At 74.7% G+C, this 19,012-nt stretch carries 14 protein-coding genes; 9 read left to right on the top strand and 5 right to left on the bottom strand.

Going from position 1 to position 19,012, the window contains the following annotated elements:
• Positions 1 to 31: 31 nt before the first annotated feature.
• Positions 32 to 2,113 (top strand): ATP-dependent DNA helicase, encoded by a 2,082-nt coding sequence (locus tag ACYVO2_RS26960; RefSeq protein ID WP_461010606.1) that lies wholly within the window; start codon positions 32 to 34, stop codon positions 2,111 to 2,113.
• A 244-nt stretch (positions 2,114 to 2,357) separates the two neighbouring features.
• Here the strand turns inward: ACYVO2_RS26960 and lexA are convergent, their stop codons facing one another.
• Positions 2,358 to 3,104, bottom strand: coding sequence for a transcriptional repressor LexA (gene lexA, locus ACYVO2_RS26955; RefSeq protein ID WP_461010648.1), 747 nt, complete (start codon positions 3,102 to 3,104; stop codon positions 2,358 to 2,360).
• A gap of 872 nt (positions 3,105 to 3,976) precedes the next feature.
• Between lexA and nrdR the strand changes: the two genes are divergently transcribed.
• Together nrdR and ACYVO2_RS26945 are read left to right on the top strand one after the other, a co-directional pair.
• The gene (gene nrdR, locus ACYVO2_RS26950) at positions 3,977 to 4,483 is read left to right on the top strand and encodes a transcriptional regulator NrdR (RefSeq protein ID WP_461010605.1); all 507 of its coding nucleotides are present in this window, start codon (positions 3,977 to 3,979) and stop codon (positions 4,481 to 4,483) included.
• Between the two features lie 290 nt (positions 4,484 to 4,773).
• The gene (locus tag ACYVO2_RS26945; RefSeq protein WP_461010604.1) at positions 4,774 to 7,707 is read left to right on the top strand and encodes a vitamin B12-dependent ribonucleotide reductase; all 2,934 of its coding nucleotides are present in this window, start codon (positions 4,774 to 4,776) and stop codon (positions 7,705 to 7,707) included.
• A gap of 175 nt (positions 7,708 to 7,882) precedes the next feature.
• On the opposite strand, the gene ACYVO2_RS26940 is transcribed toward ACYVO2_RS26945, so the two are convergent.
• Positions 7,883 to 8,269, bottom strand: a complete 387-nt coding sequence (locus tag ACYVO2_RS26940) for a nuclear transport factor 2 family protein (RefSeq protein WP_461010603.1) — start codon at positions 8,267 to 8,269, stop codon at positions 7,883 to 7,885.
• A gap of 87 nt (positions 8,270 to 8,356) precedes the next feature.
• Between ACYVO2_RS26940 and ACYVO2_RS26935 the strand changes: the two genes are divergently transcribed.
• A complete protein-coding gene (locus ACYVO2_RS26935) occupies positions 8,357 to 9,208 on the top strand; it encodes a helix-turn-helix domain-containing protein (RefSeq protein ID WP_461010602.1) in 852 nt (283 codons plus the stop codon).
• Here the strand turns inward: ACYVO2_RS26935 and ACYVO2_RS26930 are convergent.
• Positions 9,186 to 9,740, bottom strand: a complete 555-nt coding sequence (locus tag ACYVO2_RS26930; protein WP_461010601.1) for a TetR/AcrR family transcriptional regulator — start codon at positions 9,738 to 9,740, stop codon at positions 9,186 to 9,188. The two genes, ACYVO2_RS26935 and ACYVO2_RS26930, sit on opposite strands and share 23 nt — an antisense overlap.
• A gap of 381 nt (positions 9,741 to 10,121) precedes the next feature.
• On the opposite strand from ACYVO2_RS26930, the gene abc-f reads away from it, so the two are divergent.
• From abc-f to ACYVO2_RS26910, 4 genes are all read left to right on the top strand, one after another.
• The gene (gene abc-f, locus ACYVO2_RS26925; RefSeq protein ID WP_461010600.1) at positions 10,122 to 11,807 is read left to right on the top strand and encodes a ribosomal protection-like ABC-F family protein; all 1,686 of its coding nucleotides are present in this window, start codon (positions 10,122 to 10,124) and stop codon (positions 11,805 to 11,807) included.
• Between the two features lie 36 nt (positions 11,808 to 11,843).
• On the top strand, positions 11,844 to 12,866 hold the full coding sequence (locus tag ACYVO2_RS26920; protein WP_461010599.1) for an ADP-ribosylglycohydrolase family protein: 1,023 nt from the start codon (positions 11,844 to 11,846) through the stop codon (positions 12,864 to 12,866).
• 78 nt (positions 12,867 to 12,944) lie between these two features.
• On the top strand, positions 12,945 to 13,631 hold the full coding sequence (locus ACYVO2_RS26915; RefSeq protein ID WP_461010598.1) for a ribonuclease HII: 687 nt from the start codon (positions 12,945 to 12,947) through the stop codon (positions 13,629 to 13,631).
• Between the two features lie 319 nt (positions 13,632 to 13,950).
• Complete coding sequence (locus ACYVO2_RS26910) at positions 13,951 to 14,358, top strand: hypothetical protein (RefSeq protein WP_461010597.1); 408 nt, start codon at positions 13,951 to 13,953, stop codon at positions 14,356 to 14,358.
• Between the two features lie 96 nt (positions 14,359 to 14,454).
• Here the strand turns inward: ACYVO2_RS26910 and ACYVO2_RS26905 are convergent, their stop codons facing one another.
• On the bottom strand, positions 14,455 to 15,045 hold the full coding sequence (locus ACYVO2_RS26905; RefSeq protein ID WP_461010596.1) for a hypothetical protein: 591 nt from the start codon (positions 15,043 to 15,045) through the stop codon (positions 14,455 to 14,457).
• A gap of 350 nt (positions 15,046 to 15,395) precedes the next feature.
• The gene (locus tag ACYVO2_RS26900) at positions 15,396 to 17,588 is read right to left on the bottom strand and encodes a DEAD/DEAH box helicase (protein WP_461010595.1); all 2,193 of its coding nucleotides are present in this window, start codon (positions 17,586 to 17,588) and stop codon (positions 15,396 to 15,398) included.
• A 182-nt stretch (positions 17,589 to 17,770) separates the two neighbouring features.
• Between ACYVO2_RS26900 and ACYVO2_RS26895 the strand changes: the two genes are divergently transcribed.
• On the top strand, positions 17,771 to 18,919 hold the full coding sequence (locus ACYVO2_RS26895; RefSeq protein ID WP_461010594.1) for a DUF4192 domain-containing protein: 1,149 nt from the start codon (positions 17,771 to 17,773) through the stop codon (positions 18,917 to 18,919).
• Positions 18,920 to 19,012: the final 93 nt, after the last annotated feature.

The following is a 19,012-nucleotide window of genomic DNA, read 5'->3' as shown; positions in this document are numbered from 1 at the left end:
TGTCGGTGCGGGGACGTAGGGTGAACGGGCTATGACGCAACCACCGCTCACCGAACTCCTCCACGCCGCCGTCGCCTCGGTCGGCGGCGTGGAGCGCCCCGGCCAGGTCGCCATGGCCGGGGCCGTCGCCGACGCCATCGCCTCGGGCGAGCACCTGATCGTGCAGGCCGGCACCGGCACCGGCAAGTCCCTGGCCTACCTGGTGCCGGCACTGGCGCACGGTGACCGCGTGGTGGTGGCCACCGCCACGCTCGCGCTCCAGCGGCAACTGGTCGAGCGGGACCTGCCGCGCACCGTCGAGGCGCTGCACCCCCTGCTGCGCAGGCGGCCCGCGTTCGCCATGCTCAAGGGCAGGTCGAACTACCTGTGCCTGCACCGGGTGAACGAGGGCGTGCCCAGCGACGAGGAGGACGGCCTGTTCGACCCCATGGAGACCGTGGGCGGGCCGACCAGCAAGCTCGGCAAGGACCTGCTGCGGCTGCGGGAGTACGCCGAGGAGACCGAGACCGGCGACCGCGACGACCTCACCCCCGGGGTGTCCGACCGCGCCTGGTCGCAGGTGTCGGTGACCTCGCGGGAGTGCCTGGGCGCCTCCCGGTGCGCCTACGGCGCCGAGTGCTTCGCCGAGGCCGCGCGGGAGCGGGCCAAGCTCGCGGACGTCGTGGTCACCAACCACGCGCTGCTGGCCATCGACGCCATAGAGGGCGCCCCGGTGCTGCCCGGCCACGAGGTGCTGATCGTCGACGAGGCCCACGAGCTGGTCGGCCGGGTCACCGGCGCCGCCACCGGGGAGCTGACCCCGCCCGGGGTGAACCGGGCGGTCAAGCGCGCCGCGAAGCTCGTCAACGAGAAGGCGGCGGACGCGCTGCTCACCGCCTCGGAGGGTTTCGAGCGGATCATGGAGCTGGCCCTGCCCGGCCGGCTGGAGGAGCTGCCCGAGGACCTGGCGCTGGTGCTTGCCGCGCTGCGGGACGCGTGCCGGCTGTGCATCACCTCGCTGGGGGAGGTCCGCGACAGGTCCGTCACCGACGAGGACGCGGTGCGCAAGCAGGCCCTGGCGTCCATCGAGAGCGTGCACGCCACGGCGGAGCGGATCCTGCTGGAGTCCGAGTACGACGTGGTCTGGTACGAGCGGCACGACCGGTACGGGGCGTCGCTGCGGGTCGCGCCGCTGAACGTGTCGGGGCTGCTGCGGGAGAAGCTGTTCGCGGAGCGGTCGGTGGTGCTCACCTCGGCGACGCTCAAGCTCGGCGGGGACTTCACGCAGGTGGCGGCGTCGGTGGGGCTGACGGCGGAGAACCGGCTGCCGGACCCGGTGCCGGCGGAACCGGGCGCCGGGGCCGCGGGCGCGGACGCCGGGGCCGCCGAGGAGCCGGGAGAGGCCGGGGAGGTCGTGCCGCGCTGGCGGGCGATCGACGTCGGCTCCCCGTTCTCCTACCCCCGGCAGGGCATCCTGTACGTCGCCCGGCACCTGTCCCAGCCGGGCCGCGACGGGGCCCGCGCCGACATGCTCGACGAGCTCGCGGAGCTGATCGAGGCCGCCGGGGGGCGCACCCTGGGGCTGTTCTCCTCCATGCGCGGCGCCCAGGCCGCCGCCGAGGAGATGCGCGGGCGGCTGAAGGTGCCGGTGCTGCTCCAGGGCGAGGACACGCTCGGCGAGCTGATCCGCGCGTTCGCCACGGACCCGGAGACCTGCCTGTTCGGCACGCTGTCGCTGTGGCAGGGCGTGGACGTGCCGGGCTCGGCCTGCCAACTGGTGGTGATGGACAGGATCCCCTTCCCGCGCCCCGACGACCCGCTGATGAGCGCCCGCGCCAAGGACGTGGAGCAGCGCGGCGGGAACGGGTTCATGGCGGTGTCGGCGACCCACGCGGCGCTGCTCATGGCGCAGGGCGCCGGGCGGCTGATCCGGGCCGCGGACGACCGGGGCGTGGTGGCGGTGCTCGACCCGCGGCTGGCCGCGGCCCGCTACGGCGGGTTCCTGCGCTCGTCCATGCCGGACTTCTGGTACACCGAGGACCGCAACCAGGTGCGGCGCTCCCTGGCCGCGATCGACGCCTCGGCGCCCGCCCCGCGGCCGGTGGCGGCCCGCACCGTGGGCGCGGCCCCGTGAGGTGACGGGCGGCGCCCACGCGCCGTCCACCCATGGAGACGGGCCCCGGCCGCTTCGCGCGGCACGGGGCCCGTCTCTGCGCTGTCCTGCTTCGCGCTGCCCGGCTCTGTGCTGCCCGGCTCAGCGCCGGGTCTGTGCGCGCCGGGTCTGTGCGCGCTGTCCGGCTCTTCGCCGCCCGGGGCGGCCCTGGCCTTCCCCTCCACTGGTCCGCGCGCCGTGGCGCTCCCCAGGGGGCCTATGGGGCTCATACGCGGCGGAGGACCGCGACCACCTTGCCCAGGATCGTCGCCTGGTCGCCCGGGATGGGCTGGTACGCGGAGTTGTGCGGCATCAGCCAGACGTGGCCGTCCTCCCGCTTGAACCGCTTGACGGTGGCCTCGCCGTCCAGCATCGCCGCCACGATGTCGCCGTTCTCGGCGACCGGCTGGCGCCGCACGGTCACCCAGTCGCCGTCGCAGATGGCCGCCTCGATCATGGAGTCGCCGACGACCTTGAGCACGAACAGGTCACCGTCGCCGACGAGCTGGCGGGGGAGCGGGAAGACGTCCTCGACGGACTCCTCGGCGAGGATCGGGCCGCCGGCCGCGATCCGGCCGACCAGCGGCACGTAGGAGGCGGCGGGCTTGCCCGTGGTGTCCGGGGTCTGGGTGTGCGGGGCCTCGGCGCCGCGGACCTCGTAGGCGCGGGGCCGGTGCGGGTCGCGCCGCAGGAATCCCTTGCGTTCGAGTGCCATCAGTTGGTGCGCCACGGAGGAGGTGCTGGAAAGCCCCACCGCCTGGCCGATCTCCCGCATGCTCGGCGGGTAGCCGCGCCGCTGGACGGAATCGCGGATGACCTCGATGACGCGGCGCTGGCGGTCGGTGAGCCCGGAGCTGTCGGCGCGAATGCCCGGCGGCCGCCCCGGGAGCGCGCGGGCGGGCTTGGCGGGATCGTCATGTGCCTGTGAACCGTGTTCGGGCACGCGGTCGGGGGAGTTGTCCTGAACGGTCATGGTGACGATGTCCGTGGTGGTCATGGCGGCCCCTCTCGAGAAGTTCTCCCGCTGGGACAACGGTAGTTGGTTTCGAAAGGTTGCGCCAAACACACGTTCGAGTGAATTTCCAAAAAGCTCCTGCGTGGATCCGGGCTTCGGGTGTATTGGGCGATTGCATAATTCGGGGTTCCGCGCGGACGCGCGACGGGCTTCCGCCCGGCCGCGCGCCGGTTCCCGATGCCGCGCCCCCTCGGAGGCGGGTGCGCCGACCCGCGTCCCGGGCACCTTTCACGGGATCTTCGCGGCGGCCTCCCCGGGGCGCTTCCCGCGGATGGGTCGCCCCTTCCGGCGGCCGCTGCGGTGCACGCCGCTCCCTTCCGTTCCACCGGATCCCGGTGGCCCTCGCGACGGCCTTCCAGGCCCTTCGCCACGGCCCTCCCGATGCCCGCTCCCGCCCGCGGGCGCGCGCCGGAGCGGCTCCTCGCGCCGCTCCCCGAGCAGACTACCTCCCTGCGCATGGTCGCCGTATGTGAACGCTCTGTGACGGCTGCTCCCCCCGTGCGAGCCGCGCCTCCCGGTCCCGTAGGCTCTGTGGAGCCCTCGGCGGGCAGCGCGACACGCCGACGCCGATGGGATATGCGTTCCCCACATCTAGTGTGTGAACGCGGACCCACCCCAAGAGGTTGTGATCGGTGCGGTCCACGGCCGCCGGAATCGCCTATGCTGGTGGCCACCCGGAAGGGCCTGCGGGCCCGTCGTGGGAGGCGCAGCCGTGCCTTGCCCGTTCACGCGGAGTGAGGACCGCTGCGGCGTCATGGACCGCGCCGGGAGAAGGCGACCGTGATCGCCGAGGTCGTACCGGCCGTCGGCGGCAAGGAGGGAGACTAGCGATGCACTGCCCCTTCTGCCGGCACCCCGACAGCCGTGTCGTGGACAGCCGCACCACCGACGACGGCGCCGCGATCCGCAGGCGCCGCCAGTGCCCCGACTGCGGCCGCCGCTTCACCACCGTGGAGACGGCGACCCTGATGGTGATCAAGCGCAGCGGCGTCACCGAGCCGTTCAGCCGGGACAAGGTGATCGCCGGGGTGCGCAAGGCGTGCCAGGGGCGGCCGGTCACCGAGGACGCGCTCGCCCAGCTCGGCCAGCGGGTCGAGGAGGCGGTGCGCGCCACGGGGCGGGCGGAGCTGCCCGCCCACGACGTGGGCCTGGCGATACTCGGGCCCCTGCGGGAGCTGGACCTGGTCGCCTATCTGCGCTTCGCCTCGGTCTACAAGGCCTTCGAGTCCTTGGAGGACTTCGAGGCGGCGATCGAGGAGCTCCGCGCCGCGCGGCCCCCGGAGCAGGCCGCGAGCGACGCGGAACGCGTCCCCGGACCCGTCCGCGCCGCGCGCTGAGCCGCGCGACGGCAGGGCGCGCGCCGGCGGACGCGGTGGGAGCCGCGCGCCCACGCGTGCGCGGCTCGGCCGGGACGGCGGGCCCGGCCCCGAGCCGTGATCACCGGCCGTGATCACCGGCGACGACGAACATCACGAAGACCACACAGGGCAGGCGGAGCGGGCGTGACCGGCGTCCGCGAGGACAGACGTGCCCGGCGGCGGCCACGCGGCCCCGTCGCGGCGGGAGACACGGTGTCCACCGGGAAGAACGGTGGCACATCAGGGCGTTTCGCCCAGAGGGAGGCGCAATGACAGAGACGACGAGCGGCCCGGCACGCGGTTCGAAGAACCGCGGGGCCAAGGCCGCTGGATCCCCCAAGAAGGGCCTGCGCATGCAGCGCATCCACACGACTCCGGGAGTCCACCCCTACGACGAGGTGGCCTGGGAACGTCGTGACGTCGTCATGACGAACTGGCGCGACGGCTCGGTCAACTTCGAGCAGCGCGGCGTCGAGTTCCCCGACTTCTGGTCGGTCAACGCCGTCAACATCGTGACCAGCAAGTACTTCCGCGGCGCCGTCGGCACCCCGCAGCGCGAGAACAGCCTCAGGCAGCTCATCGACCGGGTGGTGCGCACCTACCGCGCCGCGGGCGAGGAGCACGGCTACTTCGCCTCCCCGGCCGACGCCGACATCTTCGAGCACGAGCTGACCCACGCCCTGCTGCACCAGATCTTCAGCTTCAACTCCCCGGTCTGGTTCAACGTCGGCACCAGCCAGCCGCAGCAGGTCAGCGCCTGCTTCATCCTGTCCGTCGACGACTCCATGGAGTCGATCCTGGACTGGTACAAGGAAGAGGGGATGATCTTCAAGGGCGGCTCCGGCGCCGGCCTGAACCTCTCCCGCATCCGCTCCTCCAAGGAGCTGCTCTCCTCCGGCGGCAACGCCTCGGGACCGGTGTCGTTCATGCGCGGGGCCGACGCCTCGGCCGGAACGATCAAGTCAGGCGGCGCCACCCGCAGGGCGGCCAAGATGGTCGTGCTCGACGTCGACCACCCCGACATCGAGGACTTCATCGAGACCAAGGTCAAGGAGGAGGAGAAGATCCGCGCCCTGCGCGACGCGGGCTTCGACATGGACCTGGGCGGCGCGGACATCACCTCCGTGCAGTACCAGAACGCCAACAACTCCGTGCGCGTCAACGACGCGTTCATGAAGGCCGTGGAGAACGGCACCGAGTTTGGCCTCACCGCCCGGATGACCGGCGAGGTGCTGGAGACCGTCGACGCGAGGAAGCTGTTCCGGAGGATGGCGGAGGCCGCCTGGGCCTGCGCCGACCCGGGCATCCAGTACGACGACACGATCAACCACTGGCACACCTGCCCGGAGAGCGGCCGGATCACCGCCTCCAACCCGTGCAGCGAGTACATGCACCTGGACAACTCCTCGTGCAACCTCGCCTCGCTGAACCTGATGAAGTTCCTGCGCGACGACGAGCAGGGCAACCAGCGCTTCGACGTCGAGCGCTTCGCCCGCGTCGTGGAGCTGGTCATCACCGCGATGGACATCTCCATCTGCTTCGCCGACTTCCCCACCGAGAAGATCGGCGAGACCACCCGCGCCTACCGCCAGCTCGGCATCGGCTACGCCAACCTCGGCGCGCTGCTGATGGCCACCGGCCACGCGTACGACTCCGACGGCGGCCGCGCGCTCGCCGGCGCCATCACCTCCCTGATGACCGGCACCGCCTACCGGCGCTCCGCCGAGCTCGCCGCCATCGTCGGCCCGTACGAGGGCTACGCCCGCAACGCCGAGCCGCACCAGCGGGTCATGCGGCAGCACGCCGAGGCCAACGCCGAGGCCAAGCGCATGGACGACCTGGACACCCCGGTGTGGGCCGCCGCCACCGAGACCTGGCAGGACGTGCTCCGCCTGGGCGAGAAGAGCGGCTTCCGCAACGCGCAGGCGTCCGTGCTCGCCCCGACCGGCACCATCGGGCTGATGATGGACTGCGACACCACCGGCGTCGAGCCCGACCTGGCCCTGGTGAAGTTCAAGAAGCTCGTCGGCGGCGGCTCGATGCAGATCGTGAACAACACGGTCCCGCGGGCGCTGCGCCGTCTGGGCTACCTGGACGAGCAGGTCGAGGCGATCGTCGCCCACATCGCCGAGCACGGCAACGTCATCGACGCGCCGGGCCTGAAGCCCGAGCACTACGAGGTGTTCGACTGCGCCATGGGCGAGCGGTCGATCTCCCCGATGGGACACGTGCGGATGATGGCGGCCATCCAGCCGTGGATCTCCGGCGCCATCTCCAAGACGGTCAACATGCCGGAGACCGCCACCGTCGAGGAGGTCGAGGAGATCTACTTCGAGGCGTGGAAGATGGGCGTCAAGGCGCTGGCGATCTACCGCGACAACTGCAAGGTCGGGCAGCCGCTCTCCGCCAAGCAGAAGGACGGGGCGAAGAAGGAGGACAAGGCCGCGGCCGGCGCCGAGGCCGCGCCCGCGGCGGAGCCGAGGGTCGAGAAGGTCGTCGAGTACCGCCCGGTGCGCCGGCGGCTGCCGAAGGGCCGTCCCGGCATCACCACGTCCTTCACCGTCGGCGGCGCCGAGGGCTACATGACCGCCAACTCCTACCCGGACGACGGTCTGGGCGAGGTGTTCCTGAAGATGTCCAAGCAGGGCTCCACCCTCGCGGGCATGATGGACGCCTTCTCCATCGCGGTCTCGGTGGGCCTCCAGTACGGCGTGCCGCTGGAGACGTACGTCTCGAAGTTCACCAACATGCGCTTCGAGCCGGCGGGCCTGACCGACGACCCGGACGTGCGGATGGCGCAGTCGATCGTCGACTACATCTTCCGCCGCCTGGCGCTGGACTTCCTGCCGTTCGAGACCCGCTCCGCGCTGGGCATCCACTCCGCCGAGGAGCGCCAGCGGCACCTGGAGACCGGCTCCTACGAGCCCGCGGAGGAGGACCTGGACGTCGAGGGCCTGGCCCAGTCGGCCCCGCGCCAGGCCGCGCCCGCCGCGCCGTCGCCGTCCTCGGCACCGGCCGCCGAGCCCGCCGCCCCGCAGCCCTCCGCGGCCCCGCGGGAGGCGCACAGCTCCACGGAGCTGGTGGAGATCCAGCTCGGCCTGAACGCCGACGCCCCGCTGTGCTTCTCCTGCGGCACCAAGATGCGCCGCGCGGGCAGTTGCTACCTGTGCGAGGGGTGCGGCTCGACGAGCGGGTGCAGCTAAGGCGGGCGCGCCCGGCCGGTGCCGTCCGGTGAGGTCCTGCGGCTGACGCCGTCCGGCCCGCGCCGGCCGGCCGGCGGTCGCCGCTGACCGTTCGCGCGGTGAAGGGGATCGACCTTCGTGGTCGATCCCCTTCACCGTCCGCGGGCCCGCCGCTTCGCCTCCCGGCGGGCCCGGCTCAGAACATCCCGTTCGGCGTCAGCGCCGGCTCCGGAACCGGCTGGACGACGTCCCAGTGCTCGGTGATCAGGCCGTCCTCCAGCCGCCAGATGTCCACGACCGCCACGGCGTCCTCCCCGGCGGCCGGTGTCATCCGGTAATGCGCCACCACGTACTGGTCGTCGGCGACGACGCGCGCGAGTTCCAGCCGGGCCCCCGCGGTGGGGGAGGCGGCGACGAACTCCACGAACGCGTCCCGCCCCGAGGGGTTTCCCGGGCTGTGGTCGAGGAAATCCTCCGCGAGCACCTCCCGCAGGGCCTCGACATTCCCTTCCGCGAACCGCGCGAACGCGCGGAGAAACAGCTTCCTGTTGAGTTCCGCCCGAGTGGGCTTGTTCTCGCTCATGCCCGAACCCTCGCCCCTGGCTCGCTTCGGTGTCGATTACATGCCGTGTAATGGCGTCGGGGCACGGCTCTTTGGTAGAACCCGCGTATGAACCAGGACCGCCCGGTCGGGGAACTCCTGCGCGAATGGCGGCACCGCCGGGGGCTGAGCCAGCTCGAACTGGCCATCCGGGCGGAGGTGTCGCCGCGGCACGTCAGCTTCGTCGAGACCGGCCGGACGATCCCCAGCCGCCCGATGGTGCTGCGCCTGGCCGGGCACCTCGGCGTGCCGCTGCGCGAGCGCAACCGCCTGCTCGTCGCGGCCGGCCACGCCCCCGCCCACCTGGAGCGCCGCTGGGACGACCCGGACATGGCCCAGGCGCGGGAGGCCCTGCGGCGGGTGCTGCGCGGGCACGAGCCGTACCCGGCGCTGGTGGTGGACCGCCGCTGGAACCTGGTCCTGGCCAACTCCGCGGTGGACGTGTTCCTCGACGGCGTGGACCCGGAGCTGCTGACCCCGCCGGTCAACATGATGCGGCTCGGGCTGCACCCGCGCGGCCTGGCCCCGCGCCTGCGCAACCTGCCGCGGGTGCGCGACTTCCTGCTCTCCCGGCTCGCCCGCCAGGTGGCGCTCACCGGCGACCCGCGGCTGAGCGTGCTCTACGAGGAGCTGCTGTCCTACCCGCCCGGCGGCCCCGACGAGCGCGGCGACGAGCCGCCCGGGCCCGACCCCGCCGACGTGGCCCTGCCCATCCGCGTCCAGCACCGCGGGACGGAACTCTGCTTCTTCAACACCATCACGACCTTCGGCGCGGCCTTCGACATCACCCTGGAGGAGATCGTGGTGGAGGCGTACTTCCCCGCCGACACCGCCACCGCCCGCTTCCTGCACGCCCGCGCGCGGACCGAGCCGGACGAGCCCTCGCCCGCCGCCGACGTCACGAGCCCCGCGCGGCGCTGAACACCCCCGCCCGCGCGGCGGCGAGCGCGGCGCCCACGGCCTGCTCGGCGGTGTCCTCGCCGACGGGCTCGCGGGTGATGAACAGCCGGAAGTACAGCGGCGCGGTCACGGCGCGGACGACCGCCTCGGCGTCGGTGCCCCCGGGGACCTCGCCGCGCGCCTCGGCGCGGGCGACGATCGCCGAGCAGCGGGTGTGGCGGTCGGCGAAGAAGGCGCGCAGGGCGCCGGCGGCGCGCTCGGACTGGAACGCGGCCGAGATCAGCGCGGACGGCGCCGCCCCGCGCTCCGGGTCGGTGAACGTCTCCAGCACCTCCCGGGCCAGCTCCCGCAGGTCGCCCTCCAGCGAGCCGGTGTCCGGCGCGCGCCAGCCGTCCTCGCCCGCCAGGTCGAGCGCGTCCACCACGAGTCCGTCCACCCCGCCCCAGCGGCGGTACACGGTGGTGCGGTGCACCCCGGAGTGCTCGGCGACGTAGTCCACGGTGAGCCCCGCGTAGCCGAACTCGGCGAGCCCGGCCAGCGTCGCGTCCCGCACGGCGGCCCTGGTCCTGGCGGTGCGGCCACCGGGGCGGACGGTGCCGGGGGGTGGGGAGGGGTCGCTCGGCGAGGGGCTGGACGGTGGGGAGGGGTTGCCCGGTGGGGAGGGGGGCGGAGGGGGCGATGAGGGTGGGGGTGATGAAGGCGGGGGTGATGAGGGAGGCGGGGGAGGCGCGGAAGGCGAAGGGGGCGTCGGCAAAGGAGACTCCTGTTGCGTTTGGCGGGCGGAGTGTGGCATCCTCAAGTTAACGCAACACGAGTAGTCTTTGCTCGGTTCCGCTTACGGGCCGCGCGATCCCGGCTGCCCGTCCCCTCGACCAGGAGGTCCACCCGGCCATGCTCCTTCGACGCGTACCCGCGTTCCGCCCCCCATGCCCGTATGCGTCCGGAGGTGCCCGTGCCCGCTCAGTTGTCCTTTCACGGAGTGTCCAAGTCCTACGGTGACCGCCCCCTGCTCGACGGGGTCTCCTTCACCGTCCGCCCCGGTGAGCGGGTCGGCGTGGTGGGGGAGAACGGAGCGGGCAAGTCCACGCTGCTGCGGCTGCTCGCGGGCACGGAGACGCCCGACGACGGAGAGGTGGTCGCGGTGGCCGACGGCGGCATCGGCCACCTCACCCAGACGCCCGAGCTGCCCCCCGACCGCACCGTCCAGGACGCGGTGAACGCCGCCCTCGCGGAGGTGCGCGCCATGGAGCGGCGGCTGCGCGCACTCGAACCGCGCCTGGCCGCCGGGAGCGAGGCGGAGCTCGCCGAGTACGGCGAGCTGCTGACGAGGTTCGAGCTGCGCGGCGGCTACGAGGCCGACGCGCGGGTCGACAAGGCCGTGCACGCCCTCGGCCTGGCCGGGGTGGGCCGGGAGCGGGCGCTCGGCAGTCTCTCGGGCGGTGAGCAGGCCCGCCTGGGCCTGGCCTGCCTGCTGGCCGCCGCGCCCGAGGTCATGCTGCTCGACGAGCCGACCAACCACCTGGACGGCGCCGCCCTCACCTGGCTGGAGGACCAGCTTCGCGCCCACCGGGGCACGGTCGTGGCCGTCTCGCACGACCGCGTCTTCCTGGAGCGGGTGGCCACGGTGATCCTCGAGGTGGACGCGGACCGGCGCGCGGTGGCCCGCCACGGCGGCGGCTACGCCGACTGGCTCGCCGACAAGGCCGCGGCCCGGCGGCGCTGGGAGCAGGAGTACCGGGCCTGGTGCGAGGAGGTCGAGGAGCTGACGGTCTTCGCCTCGGCCACCGCGCACCGGGTGGCCCAGGGCCGGGTGATGAAGGACCGCAACAAGGTGGCGTACGACCGGGACCGGGGCCGGGTGCAGAGCTCCGTGTCCAGCAGGGTGCGCAACGCCCGGGAGCGGCTCAGGCGGCTGCGGGAGGACCCCGTGCCCAGGCCCCCGGACCCGCTGCGCTTCTCGGCCGGGCTGTCCGGTCCCGGCGGGGGCGGCGGCGCGGGCGAGGGCGGCGAGGTCGTCTCGCTGAGCGGCGTCCGGGTCGGCGACCGGCTGAGCGTGGACGCCCTGGCGCTGCGCGCCGGGGACCGCCTGCTCGTCCACGGCCCCAACGGCGCGGGCAAGAGCACGCTGCTGCGGGTCCTCGCCGGAGAGCTCGCGCCCGACGAGGGCACGGTGCGGCGGCACGGGCGGGTCGGGCTGCTGCGCCAGGAGACACCCGTGACCGCGCCGGAGCGGAGCCTGCTCGCCGCCTTCGCCGGCACGCTGGGGTGCCACCCGCGGGACGCGGCGGAGCCGCTGCTGTCGTTCGGCCTGTTCCGGCCGGAGGACCTGCGGGTGCCGGTGGGGTCGCTGTCCGCGGGGCAGCGCCGCCGTCTCGCCCTGGCGGGCCTGCTGGCCCGGGAGGTGGACCTGCTGCTGCTCGACGAGCCGACGAACCACCTGTCGCCGGTGCTGGTGGAGGAGCTGGAGCAGGCTCTGGCGGACTACCGCGGCGTCCTGGTGCTGGTCACCCACGACCGGCGCCTGCGGCAGCGGTTCGCCGGGGCTCGGCTCGAGCTGCGCGCGGGCCGCGCCGTGGCGCGGCCGGCGACCGGGAGGGAACCGTGCGGACCGAGGGGGTGAGGCCGGGTGCGCGGTGATTGACCGTGGTGGGCGGCGGTGCCAGAGTTCGTCGCGATGACCCCCGACACCAGCAGCTCCCGCTCCGGCGACCCCGGCACCGCCCGCACCACCGACCGCACTCCCGACCCCCGCCTCCGCGACGACGGCCCCGGCGGCCCCGGCCCCGGGGGGTCCCGCGGGGACAGCCTCGCCCGCGCCCGCGCCAGCCTGCGCGGCCTCGCGGTGGGGGACGCCCTGGGCTCGCAGTTCTTCGTCCCCGCCAATCGGCAGGCGCTCGGCGGCAGGTCGCTGCCGCCGGGGGAGTGGCAGTGGACGGACGACACGGAGATGGCCTGCTCGGTGGTGTCCGTCCTCGCCGCCCACGGGCGGATCGAGGAGGACGCGCTGGCCCGCTCCTTCGCCGAGCGGCACGACTTCGACCGCGGCTACGGCCCGGCCGTGAACCGCATGCTGCGCTTGGTGCGGGAGGGCGGCGACTGGCGGGAGCTGGCCGCCGGGCTCTTCAACGGGCAGGGCTCGTGGGGCAACGGGGCCGCCATGCGGGTCGCGCCGCTCGGCGCCTGGTTCGCCGGGGCGCCCGAGGAGGCGGCGCGCGAGGCGGAGCGCTCCGCCGCGGTCACCCACACGCACACCGAGGCGGTGGCGGGCGCGGTCGCGGTGGCGGTCGCCGCCTGCCTGGTGGCGGCGGCCGGAACACCGCCGGACCCGTCCGCGCTGCTCGGCGAGGTGCTGGACCATGTGCCGCGCAGCGCGGTGCACATGGGCACCAGGCGGGCCCGGGACATGCTGGACTACGGCGACGTGGCCACCGTCGCCGCCGTGCTCGGCTGCGGCAGGCGCACCAGCTCGCAGGACACGGTGCCGTTCGCGCTGTGGGCGGCCGCCCGCCACCTCGGGGACTTCCGCGAGGCGTTCTGGACCACCGCGCGCGCGGGTGGTGACGTGGACACCACCTGCGCCATCGTCGGCGGCATCGTGGCGGCCGCGCCCGCGGGGCACCCTCCCGCCGCCTGGGCGGAGCGCACCGAGCCGCTGCCTGAGTGGGTCCCCGCCTCCTGACGGCGCCCCGCCCGGCGGCCCCGCACGGGTCCCGGGCGCCCGCGGGACCCGTCGCGCCCACGCACTAGGCTTGAGGGCATGCCGCCGTACGAACCCCCCACCCACAGCGTCGAACGTTCCCTGCGCCACTTCGGAGCGACGATCGTGGCGGGGATCGACGAGGTGGGCCGCGGCGCGTGGGCGGGACCGGTCACGGTCGGCGCCGCGGTGACCGGGCTGCGCAGGCCCCCCGAGGGGCTCACCGACTCCAAGCTGCTCACCCCGCGCCGCCGCGCCGAGATGGCCGCCGAACTCGGCGGCTGGGTCCGCGGCTTCGCCCTCGGCCACGCCTGGCCCGAGGAGATCGACGAGCTCGGGATGACGGCGGCGCTGCGGCTCGCCGCACTGCGCGCCCTGGAGGCGCTGCCGGTGCGGCCGGACGCGGTGATCCTCGACGGCAAGCACGACTACCTCGGCGGGCCCTGGCGGGTGCGCACCGTGATCAAGGGCGACCGCTCCTGCGTCTCCGTGGCCGCGGCCTCGGTGCTCGCCAAGGTGCGCCGCGACGCGCTCATGGCCTCCTACGCCGCCGAGCACGGGCCGTTCGGCTTCGAGGACAACGCCGGCTACCCCTCCCCCGTGCACCGCGAGGCGCTCGCCGAGCACGGCCCGACTGAGCACCACCGGCTGTCGTGGGCCTACATGGACGCGCTGCCCAAGTGGCGCCACCTGAAGAAGAACCGGGCTCCCGTTGTCGAACAGGAACAACTGGAACTCGGTTGGTGAACGATTCTGACTGACTTTCACCGGGTGACGATTGAGCTCAGATCGGCTTCGATTCGGACTCGGAGGGAGGGGCGCCGCTGCGGTTCCGCGCTCCATTTGATAGACAACGGTTATGCCTCTCATCCCTGAGGAGCCGCAGATTCGCGAGAGTGTCCCGGGGCCCCGCGTCGCACCGGCCGCAGCCGGCCGTACCGCACAGGCCCCTCGCCCTGTTCCGGCCCCTGGTCCCCGTCCCGCAGCGCCCCGGCCCACGCCCCAGCGCGGCGGCAACCGCGTCACCCACCCCGGCCCCGGCCACCCCGGCCACTCCCGCGGCGCCGTGCCGCAGACCCGCTCCACCCGTGAGACGGCACGGATCGAGCTCGTCCCGGCCACCACGCCCACCGCGCTCGACGTGGCCGACGAGACCGTGGACAAGCTGCTCGACGCCGGGCGCGCCCCAGGCGACATCCTCGTGCTCGCCACGGGGGACCCGCACCCCTGGCAGAGCCACGAGCTGTCCTTCGGGGAGGAGTCCTACTGGCAGCAGCAGGACGAGGGCGGCGACGTGTTCTACGCGCACGCCGCCGCCGAGCGCGCCGCCCGCAGGCCGTACGTCGTGCTCGCCGTCAACGGCGGCTCCGACGAGGAGACGGCCCGTGCCCTGCCGGCCGCGCTGGCCAGGGCCCGCACCGAACTGACCGTCGTGGGCGACCCCGACCGCATCCGCGCCCTGCTCGGCGCCTGACCGCGACCCGGCCGCCGAGCCCCGGGCCCGCCCGGATCCGCGGCGGCCACCGCTCGTCCGGCGCCGCCCGCCGCCCGCCCGCCGGGGGGCGGTGCGTCAGCGTGCCGCGTTGCGGCGCAGCGCGCCCAGGGGCCGGGCCACCGGCCGCAGGGCGGCGCCGTCCGCGGCCTGCTCCGCCCAGGAGCCCGCGTGCGGGTTCCGCCCGCCCCGACCGTCCCCGATGACCTGCCAGCCGTGCGGGGTCAGCGCGATGTAGGGCCCGCAGCGCAGCCCGTGCAGGGTGCACGCGTCACGCAGCCCCCACATCCAGGCCCCGTCCGCCTCCGTCCAGCCCGGGGCGCCCTCCCGGCACAGCATCAGCACCCCGGTGCGCACCGGGGTGCGCCGGCGCAGGTCGTGCGGGACGACGCGGCGCAGGTGCCACAGCAGCGCGTTGCGGTGCTCCCAGCCGTCGTTCATGCCCTGGCGCTGGGCGAAGGAGGCGCTGGCCACCAGCCGCTGTTCGTGGTCGAGCACGGCGACCACGGCCGTGGACGCGCTCGGCAGATGACGGACGTGCAGGTCGTTGACCACGCCGCGCGGATCCCGCAGCAGCGGTATCCCGATCCCGGACCACTCCTCCGGCTCCAGGCTGCGCATGGCGTGGGGCGAGGACCCGCTGGATACGGGCGCGAGACCGGTGGTCACGGTTCCTCCCTTCTCGCACCCACGCCCCAGGGCGCACGCGGGGGCGCGGACGGACGAGGCTCTCGCCCCAGCCGGATCTCGGATACCGTTCAATTGTCCCCGCAGCGCCCTACCCGCGGCAATGAGCACCTGGCGGCACCCGCTCCCACGTCCTGTCCGTGCGCCCGTCTCCTCCCCCCGACGCCGCTTTTCTCCCCCGCGGCACCTCCTCTCCGCCGGTCCGTTCGGCCCCGGCCCCTCCTTGCCGGCCGCACCCCGCCCCGCCCGGCCGCACCCCGCGCCCTGCCCGTGCCGCCCCTCACGCCTCGGGACCCGGCCGCACCCTCACACCCCGGGACGCTGCCTCCTCCTCACCCCTGCACCGCGAGCACCAGCGGCAGCACCGCCGTGGCCCCCGCCCGGCGAAGGAGCCTGGCGGTGACGGTCAGGGTCCAGCCGGTGTCGGTCATGTCGTCCACCAGGAGCACCGGGCCCGGGGCCGTGGCGAGGGCCTTGGCCAGTTCCGGCGGCACGGTGAAGGCGTCCACCAGGTCCCGCAGCCGCTGGGCGCTGTTGCTCCGGGCGGCGCGCGGCGGCCCCGCCTCGGTGTACTCCACCCTGCCGAGCAGCGGCAGCCTGCCTATGGCGGCGATCCGCTCGGCGAGGCTCTCCACAAGCTGCGGGCGGCGGGCGGAGGCGACGGCCACCACCCCCACCGGCCGCTCGGGGGCGTCCGCGTCGTCCGACGCCCAGCCGCCGGGGCCCCGGGCCCAGTCGGCGAGCACCCGGACCACCGCGTCCACCACCTCGGCCGGCACGGGGCCGTCCGGAGCGTCCGGGGCCAGCATGGGGCGCAGCCGGTTGCCCCATCCGATGTCGGACAGCCTGCCGAGGGCGCGGCCGGTGGACGCCTGCTCACCGGCGGGGATGCGGCCCTTGAGCGCGATGCCCGCGTCGGCCAGCCCGGTGGGCCACATGCGGCGGGGCTCCACCTCCACCCCGGGGCGGCCCAGCGCCGCGCGGGCGGCGTCCAGCGCGGCGGGGGACACGGCCGTGTCGTACCGGGTGCCCGCGCAGTTGTCGCAGCGGCCGCACGGCGCGGCCTCCTCGTCGTCGAGCTGGCGGCGCAGGAACTCCATGCGGCAGCCGTCGCCGGCCACGTAGTCGCGCATGGCCTGCTGCTCGGCCCGGCGCTCGCGCTCCACCCGGGCGTACCGCTCGGCGTCGTAGGTCCACGGCCGGCCGGTGGCGGTCCAGCCCCCGCGCACCCGGCGCACGGCCCCGTCCACGTCCAGGACCTTGAGCATGGTCTCCAGACGGGATCTGCGCAGGTCCACCCGGGCCTCGAGCGCGGGGGTGGACACCGGGCCCGCGGCGGAGGCCAGCACCTCCAAGGTGGCGTGGACCTGCTCCTGGGAGGGGAAGGCCAGCGAGGCGAAGTAGCGCCAGATCGCCTCGTCCTCCCGGCCGGGCAGCAGCAGCACCTCCGCGTGCTCCACGCCGCGGCCCGCGCGCCCGACCTGCTGGTAGTAGGCGATGGGGGACTGGGGCGAGCCCAGGTGGACGACGAATCCCAGGTCGGGCTTGTCGAAGCCCATGCCGAGCGCGGAGGTGGCCACCAGGGCCTTGACCCGGTTGGCCAGCAGGTCGGCCTCCGCGGCGCGCCGCTCGGCGTCCTCCGTGCGCCCCGAGTAGGAGGCGACCCGGTGCCCGCGCTCCCGCAGGAAGGCGGCGACCTCCTCCGCCGCGGCGACGGTGAGGGTGTAGACGATGCCGGAACCCGGCAGGTCGTCGAGGTGGTCGGCCAGCCAGGCCAGGCGGTGCGCCGGGTCGGGCAGGCGCAGGACGCCGAGGGTGAGGCTCTCCCGGTCGAGCGACCCGCGCAGCACCAGGGCGGCCCCGTCCCCGGCCCCGTCCGTCCCGGTGCCGAGCTGCTCGGCGACGTCCGCCGTCACCCGGGCGTTCGCCGTGGCCGTGGTGGCGAGCACCGGCACGCCCGGCCGCAGCTCGGCGAGCATCGTGCGCAGCCTGCGGTAGTCGGGGCGGAAGTCGTGGCCCCAGTCGGACACGCAGTGCGCCTCGTCCACCACGAGCAGGCCGGTGGTGGCGGCGAGCTCGGGCAGCACCTGGTCGCGGAAGTCGGGGTTGTTCAGCCGCTCCGGGCTCACCAGGAGCACGTCCACCGCGCCCTCGCGCACCTCGGCGCGGACCGCGTCCCACTCGTGGACGTTCGCCGAATTGATGGTGCGGGCGTGGATGCCGGCGCGGGCGGCCGCCTCGATCTGGTTGCGCATCAGGGCGAGGAGCGGGGAGACGATCACGGTCGGCCCCGCGCCCGCGGCCCGCAGCAGCGCCGTGGCCACGAAGTAGACGGCGGACTTCCCCCACCCCGTGCGCTGCACGACCAGCGCCCGGCGCCGGTCGACCACCAGCGCCTCGATCGCCCGCCACTGGTCCTCGCGCAGTCGTGCGCCGCCGCCGGGATCGCCGACGAGCTCGCGCAGCACGGCGTCGGCCCGCTCCCGGACGGCTGCCCTGTCGGTGAGGTGGACTGCGTCAGTCATGCCGTCCATGTAACCGCGTGGGAGCGACATCGCGTCGGCGAGGCCCCGCCGGACGGCCGGAACTGTGGAAAACTCCGCGGCATTCACCCGCTCGGATGATGGAGATTATATTACTTAGGGTAGTTATCCACAGATTCGTTTTCGGCGCCCCACGGCGCCCTCGGCTGCGGGACCTTCGGGTCATGACACCGAAGACGACGATCTCCCAGGTCCACCGAGTCCCCGCGGTCACGCTCCGCAGCCCCGCCGAGCTGGCGGACGCCCTGCCCTACCTGCTGGGTTTCCGCCCCGTCGACAGCGTCGTCCTCATGGCGCTGCACCGCCCGCACAGCCGCTTCGGCGCCCGCCTGCACGCGGCCGTCCCCCTGGATCCGGCCGACTGGCCGGGCACCGCCGAGCAGCTCGCCGCCCACCTGCTGAGCGGCACCGGGCGGCGCCCGGGCAAGCCGGACGGCGTCCTGGCCTTCCTGTGCCGGGAGCCGGACAAGCGCGAGGACGGCCGGGCGGTCATGGAGCGGCTGCGCCCGCTCGCCCAGCACCTGCGCACGGAGTGCGGCGCGCTGGACGTGCCCGTGTGGGAGGCGCTGTGCCTCAGCAACGGCAGGTGGTGGTCGTACGTCTGCCCCGGCACCGACTGCTGCCCGCCGGAGGGCACCCCGGTCGGCGCGCTCGGCACGTCCGTGATGGCGGCCACCGCGGCGTACGCGGGGCTGCGGGTGCGCGGCACCCTGCGGGAGATGGAGGCCAGGTTCGCCCCGCTCACGGGCGCCGCCGCCGAGGCGCAGGAGCGGGCGCTGGACGAGACGTGCGCCGAGCTGGTGCCGCGCCTGGTGGACCGCGCCGTGGCCGAGGAGGTCCGGGAGGAGACCGCGGTGCTGCTGGCGGCGGCCCTCGACCGGTTCCGCCGCACCCCGCCCGGTGGCGGCAGCGAGGCCGACGACGACACGCGCGACGACGCCGTCCTCGGCGAGCACGAGGCGGCCGCCGTGATCATCGGTCTTCAGGACCGCAACGCCAGGGACCGGGCGGCCGAGTGGATGGAGCTGCCCGACACCGGTCCCGCGCTGCGGCTGTGGCGGGCCCTGGCCCGGCGCTGCGTGGGGCGCTACGCCGAGCACGGCGCCGCGCCGCTCACCCTGGCCGGGTGGGTGGCGTGGTCCTCCGGCGACGAGACGGAGGCGCGGGTCGCGTTCCGCCTGGCCCTGGCCGCCGATCCCGACTACGTCTTCGCCCGGCTGCTGTACGAGGCGTGCAACGGCGGACTCGACCCGGAGCCGCTGCGCCGCTGCCTGCGCGAGGAGCGCGACACCCGGACGCGGAGGCAGCCGTGACGCGCGTCGCCGCAGGCCGGGGAGCGGGCCGCGTCTACCCCGGCGGGCGGCGCGGGCGCGGCCGCGGCCGGCGGCCCGGCCGCGGCGCGGGCG

This window comes from Streptomyces capparidis (genome assembly GCF_054782095.1).
Note: the sequence above shows the minus strand (reverse complement) of the source record. Positions and strands in the feature narration are given on the sequence as shown.

Excerpts from the sequence above, each read along its gene's own strand:
- ACYVO2_RS26960 (WP_461010606.1), top strand. The coding sequence starts at position 32 with ATGACGCAACCACCGCTCACCGAACTCCTCCACGCCGCCGTCGCCTCG.
- lexA (WP_461010648.1), bottom strand. The coding sequence starts at position 3,104 with ATGACCGTTCAGGACAACTCCCCCGACCGCGTGCCCGAACACGGTTCA.
- nrdR (WP_461010605.1), top strand. The coding sequence starts at position 3,977 with ATGCACTGCCCCTTCTGCCGGCACCCCGACAGCCGTGTCGTGGACAGC.
- ACYVO2_RS26945 (WP_461010604.1), top strand. The coding sequence starts at position 4,774 with ATGACAGAGACGACGAGCGGCCCGGCACGCGGTTCGAAGAACCGCGGG.
- ACYVO2_RS26940 (WP_461010603.1), bottom strand. The coding sequence starts at position 8,269 with ATGAGCGAGAACAAGCCCACTCGGGCGGAACTCAACAGGAAGCTGTTT.
- ACYVO2_RS26935 (WP_461010602.1), top strand. The coding sequence starts at position 8,357 with ATGAACCAGGACCGCCCGGTCGGGGAACTCCTGCGCGAATGGCGGCAC.
- abc-f (WP_461010600.1), top strand. The coding sequence starts at position 10,122 with ATGCGTCCGGAGGTGCCCGTGCCCGCTCAGTTGTCCTTTCACGGAGTG.
- ACYVO2_RS26915 (WP_461010598.1), top strand. The coding sequence starts at position 12,945 with ATGCCGCCGTACGAACCCCCCACCCACAGCGTCGAACGTTCCCTGCGC.
- ACYVO2_RS26900 (WP_461010595.1), bottom strand. The coding sequence starts at position 17,588 with ATGACTGACGCAGTCCACCTCACCGACAGGGCAGCCGTCCGGGAGCGG.
- ACYVO2_RS26895 (WP_461010594.1), top strand. The coding sequence starts at position 17,771 with ATGACACCGAAGACGACGATCTCCCAGGTCCACCGAGTCCCCGCGGTC.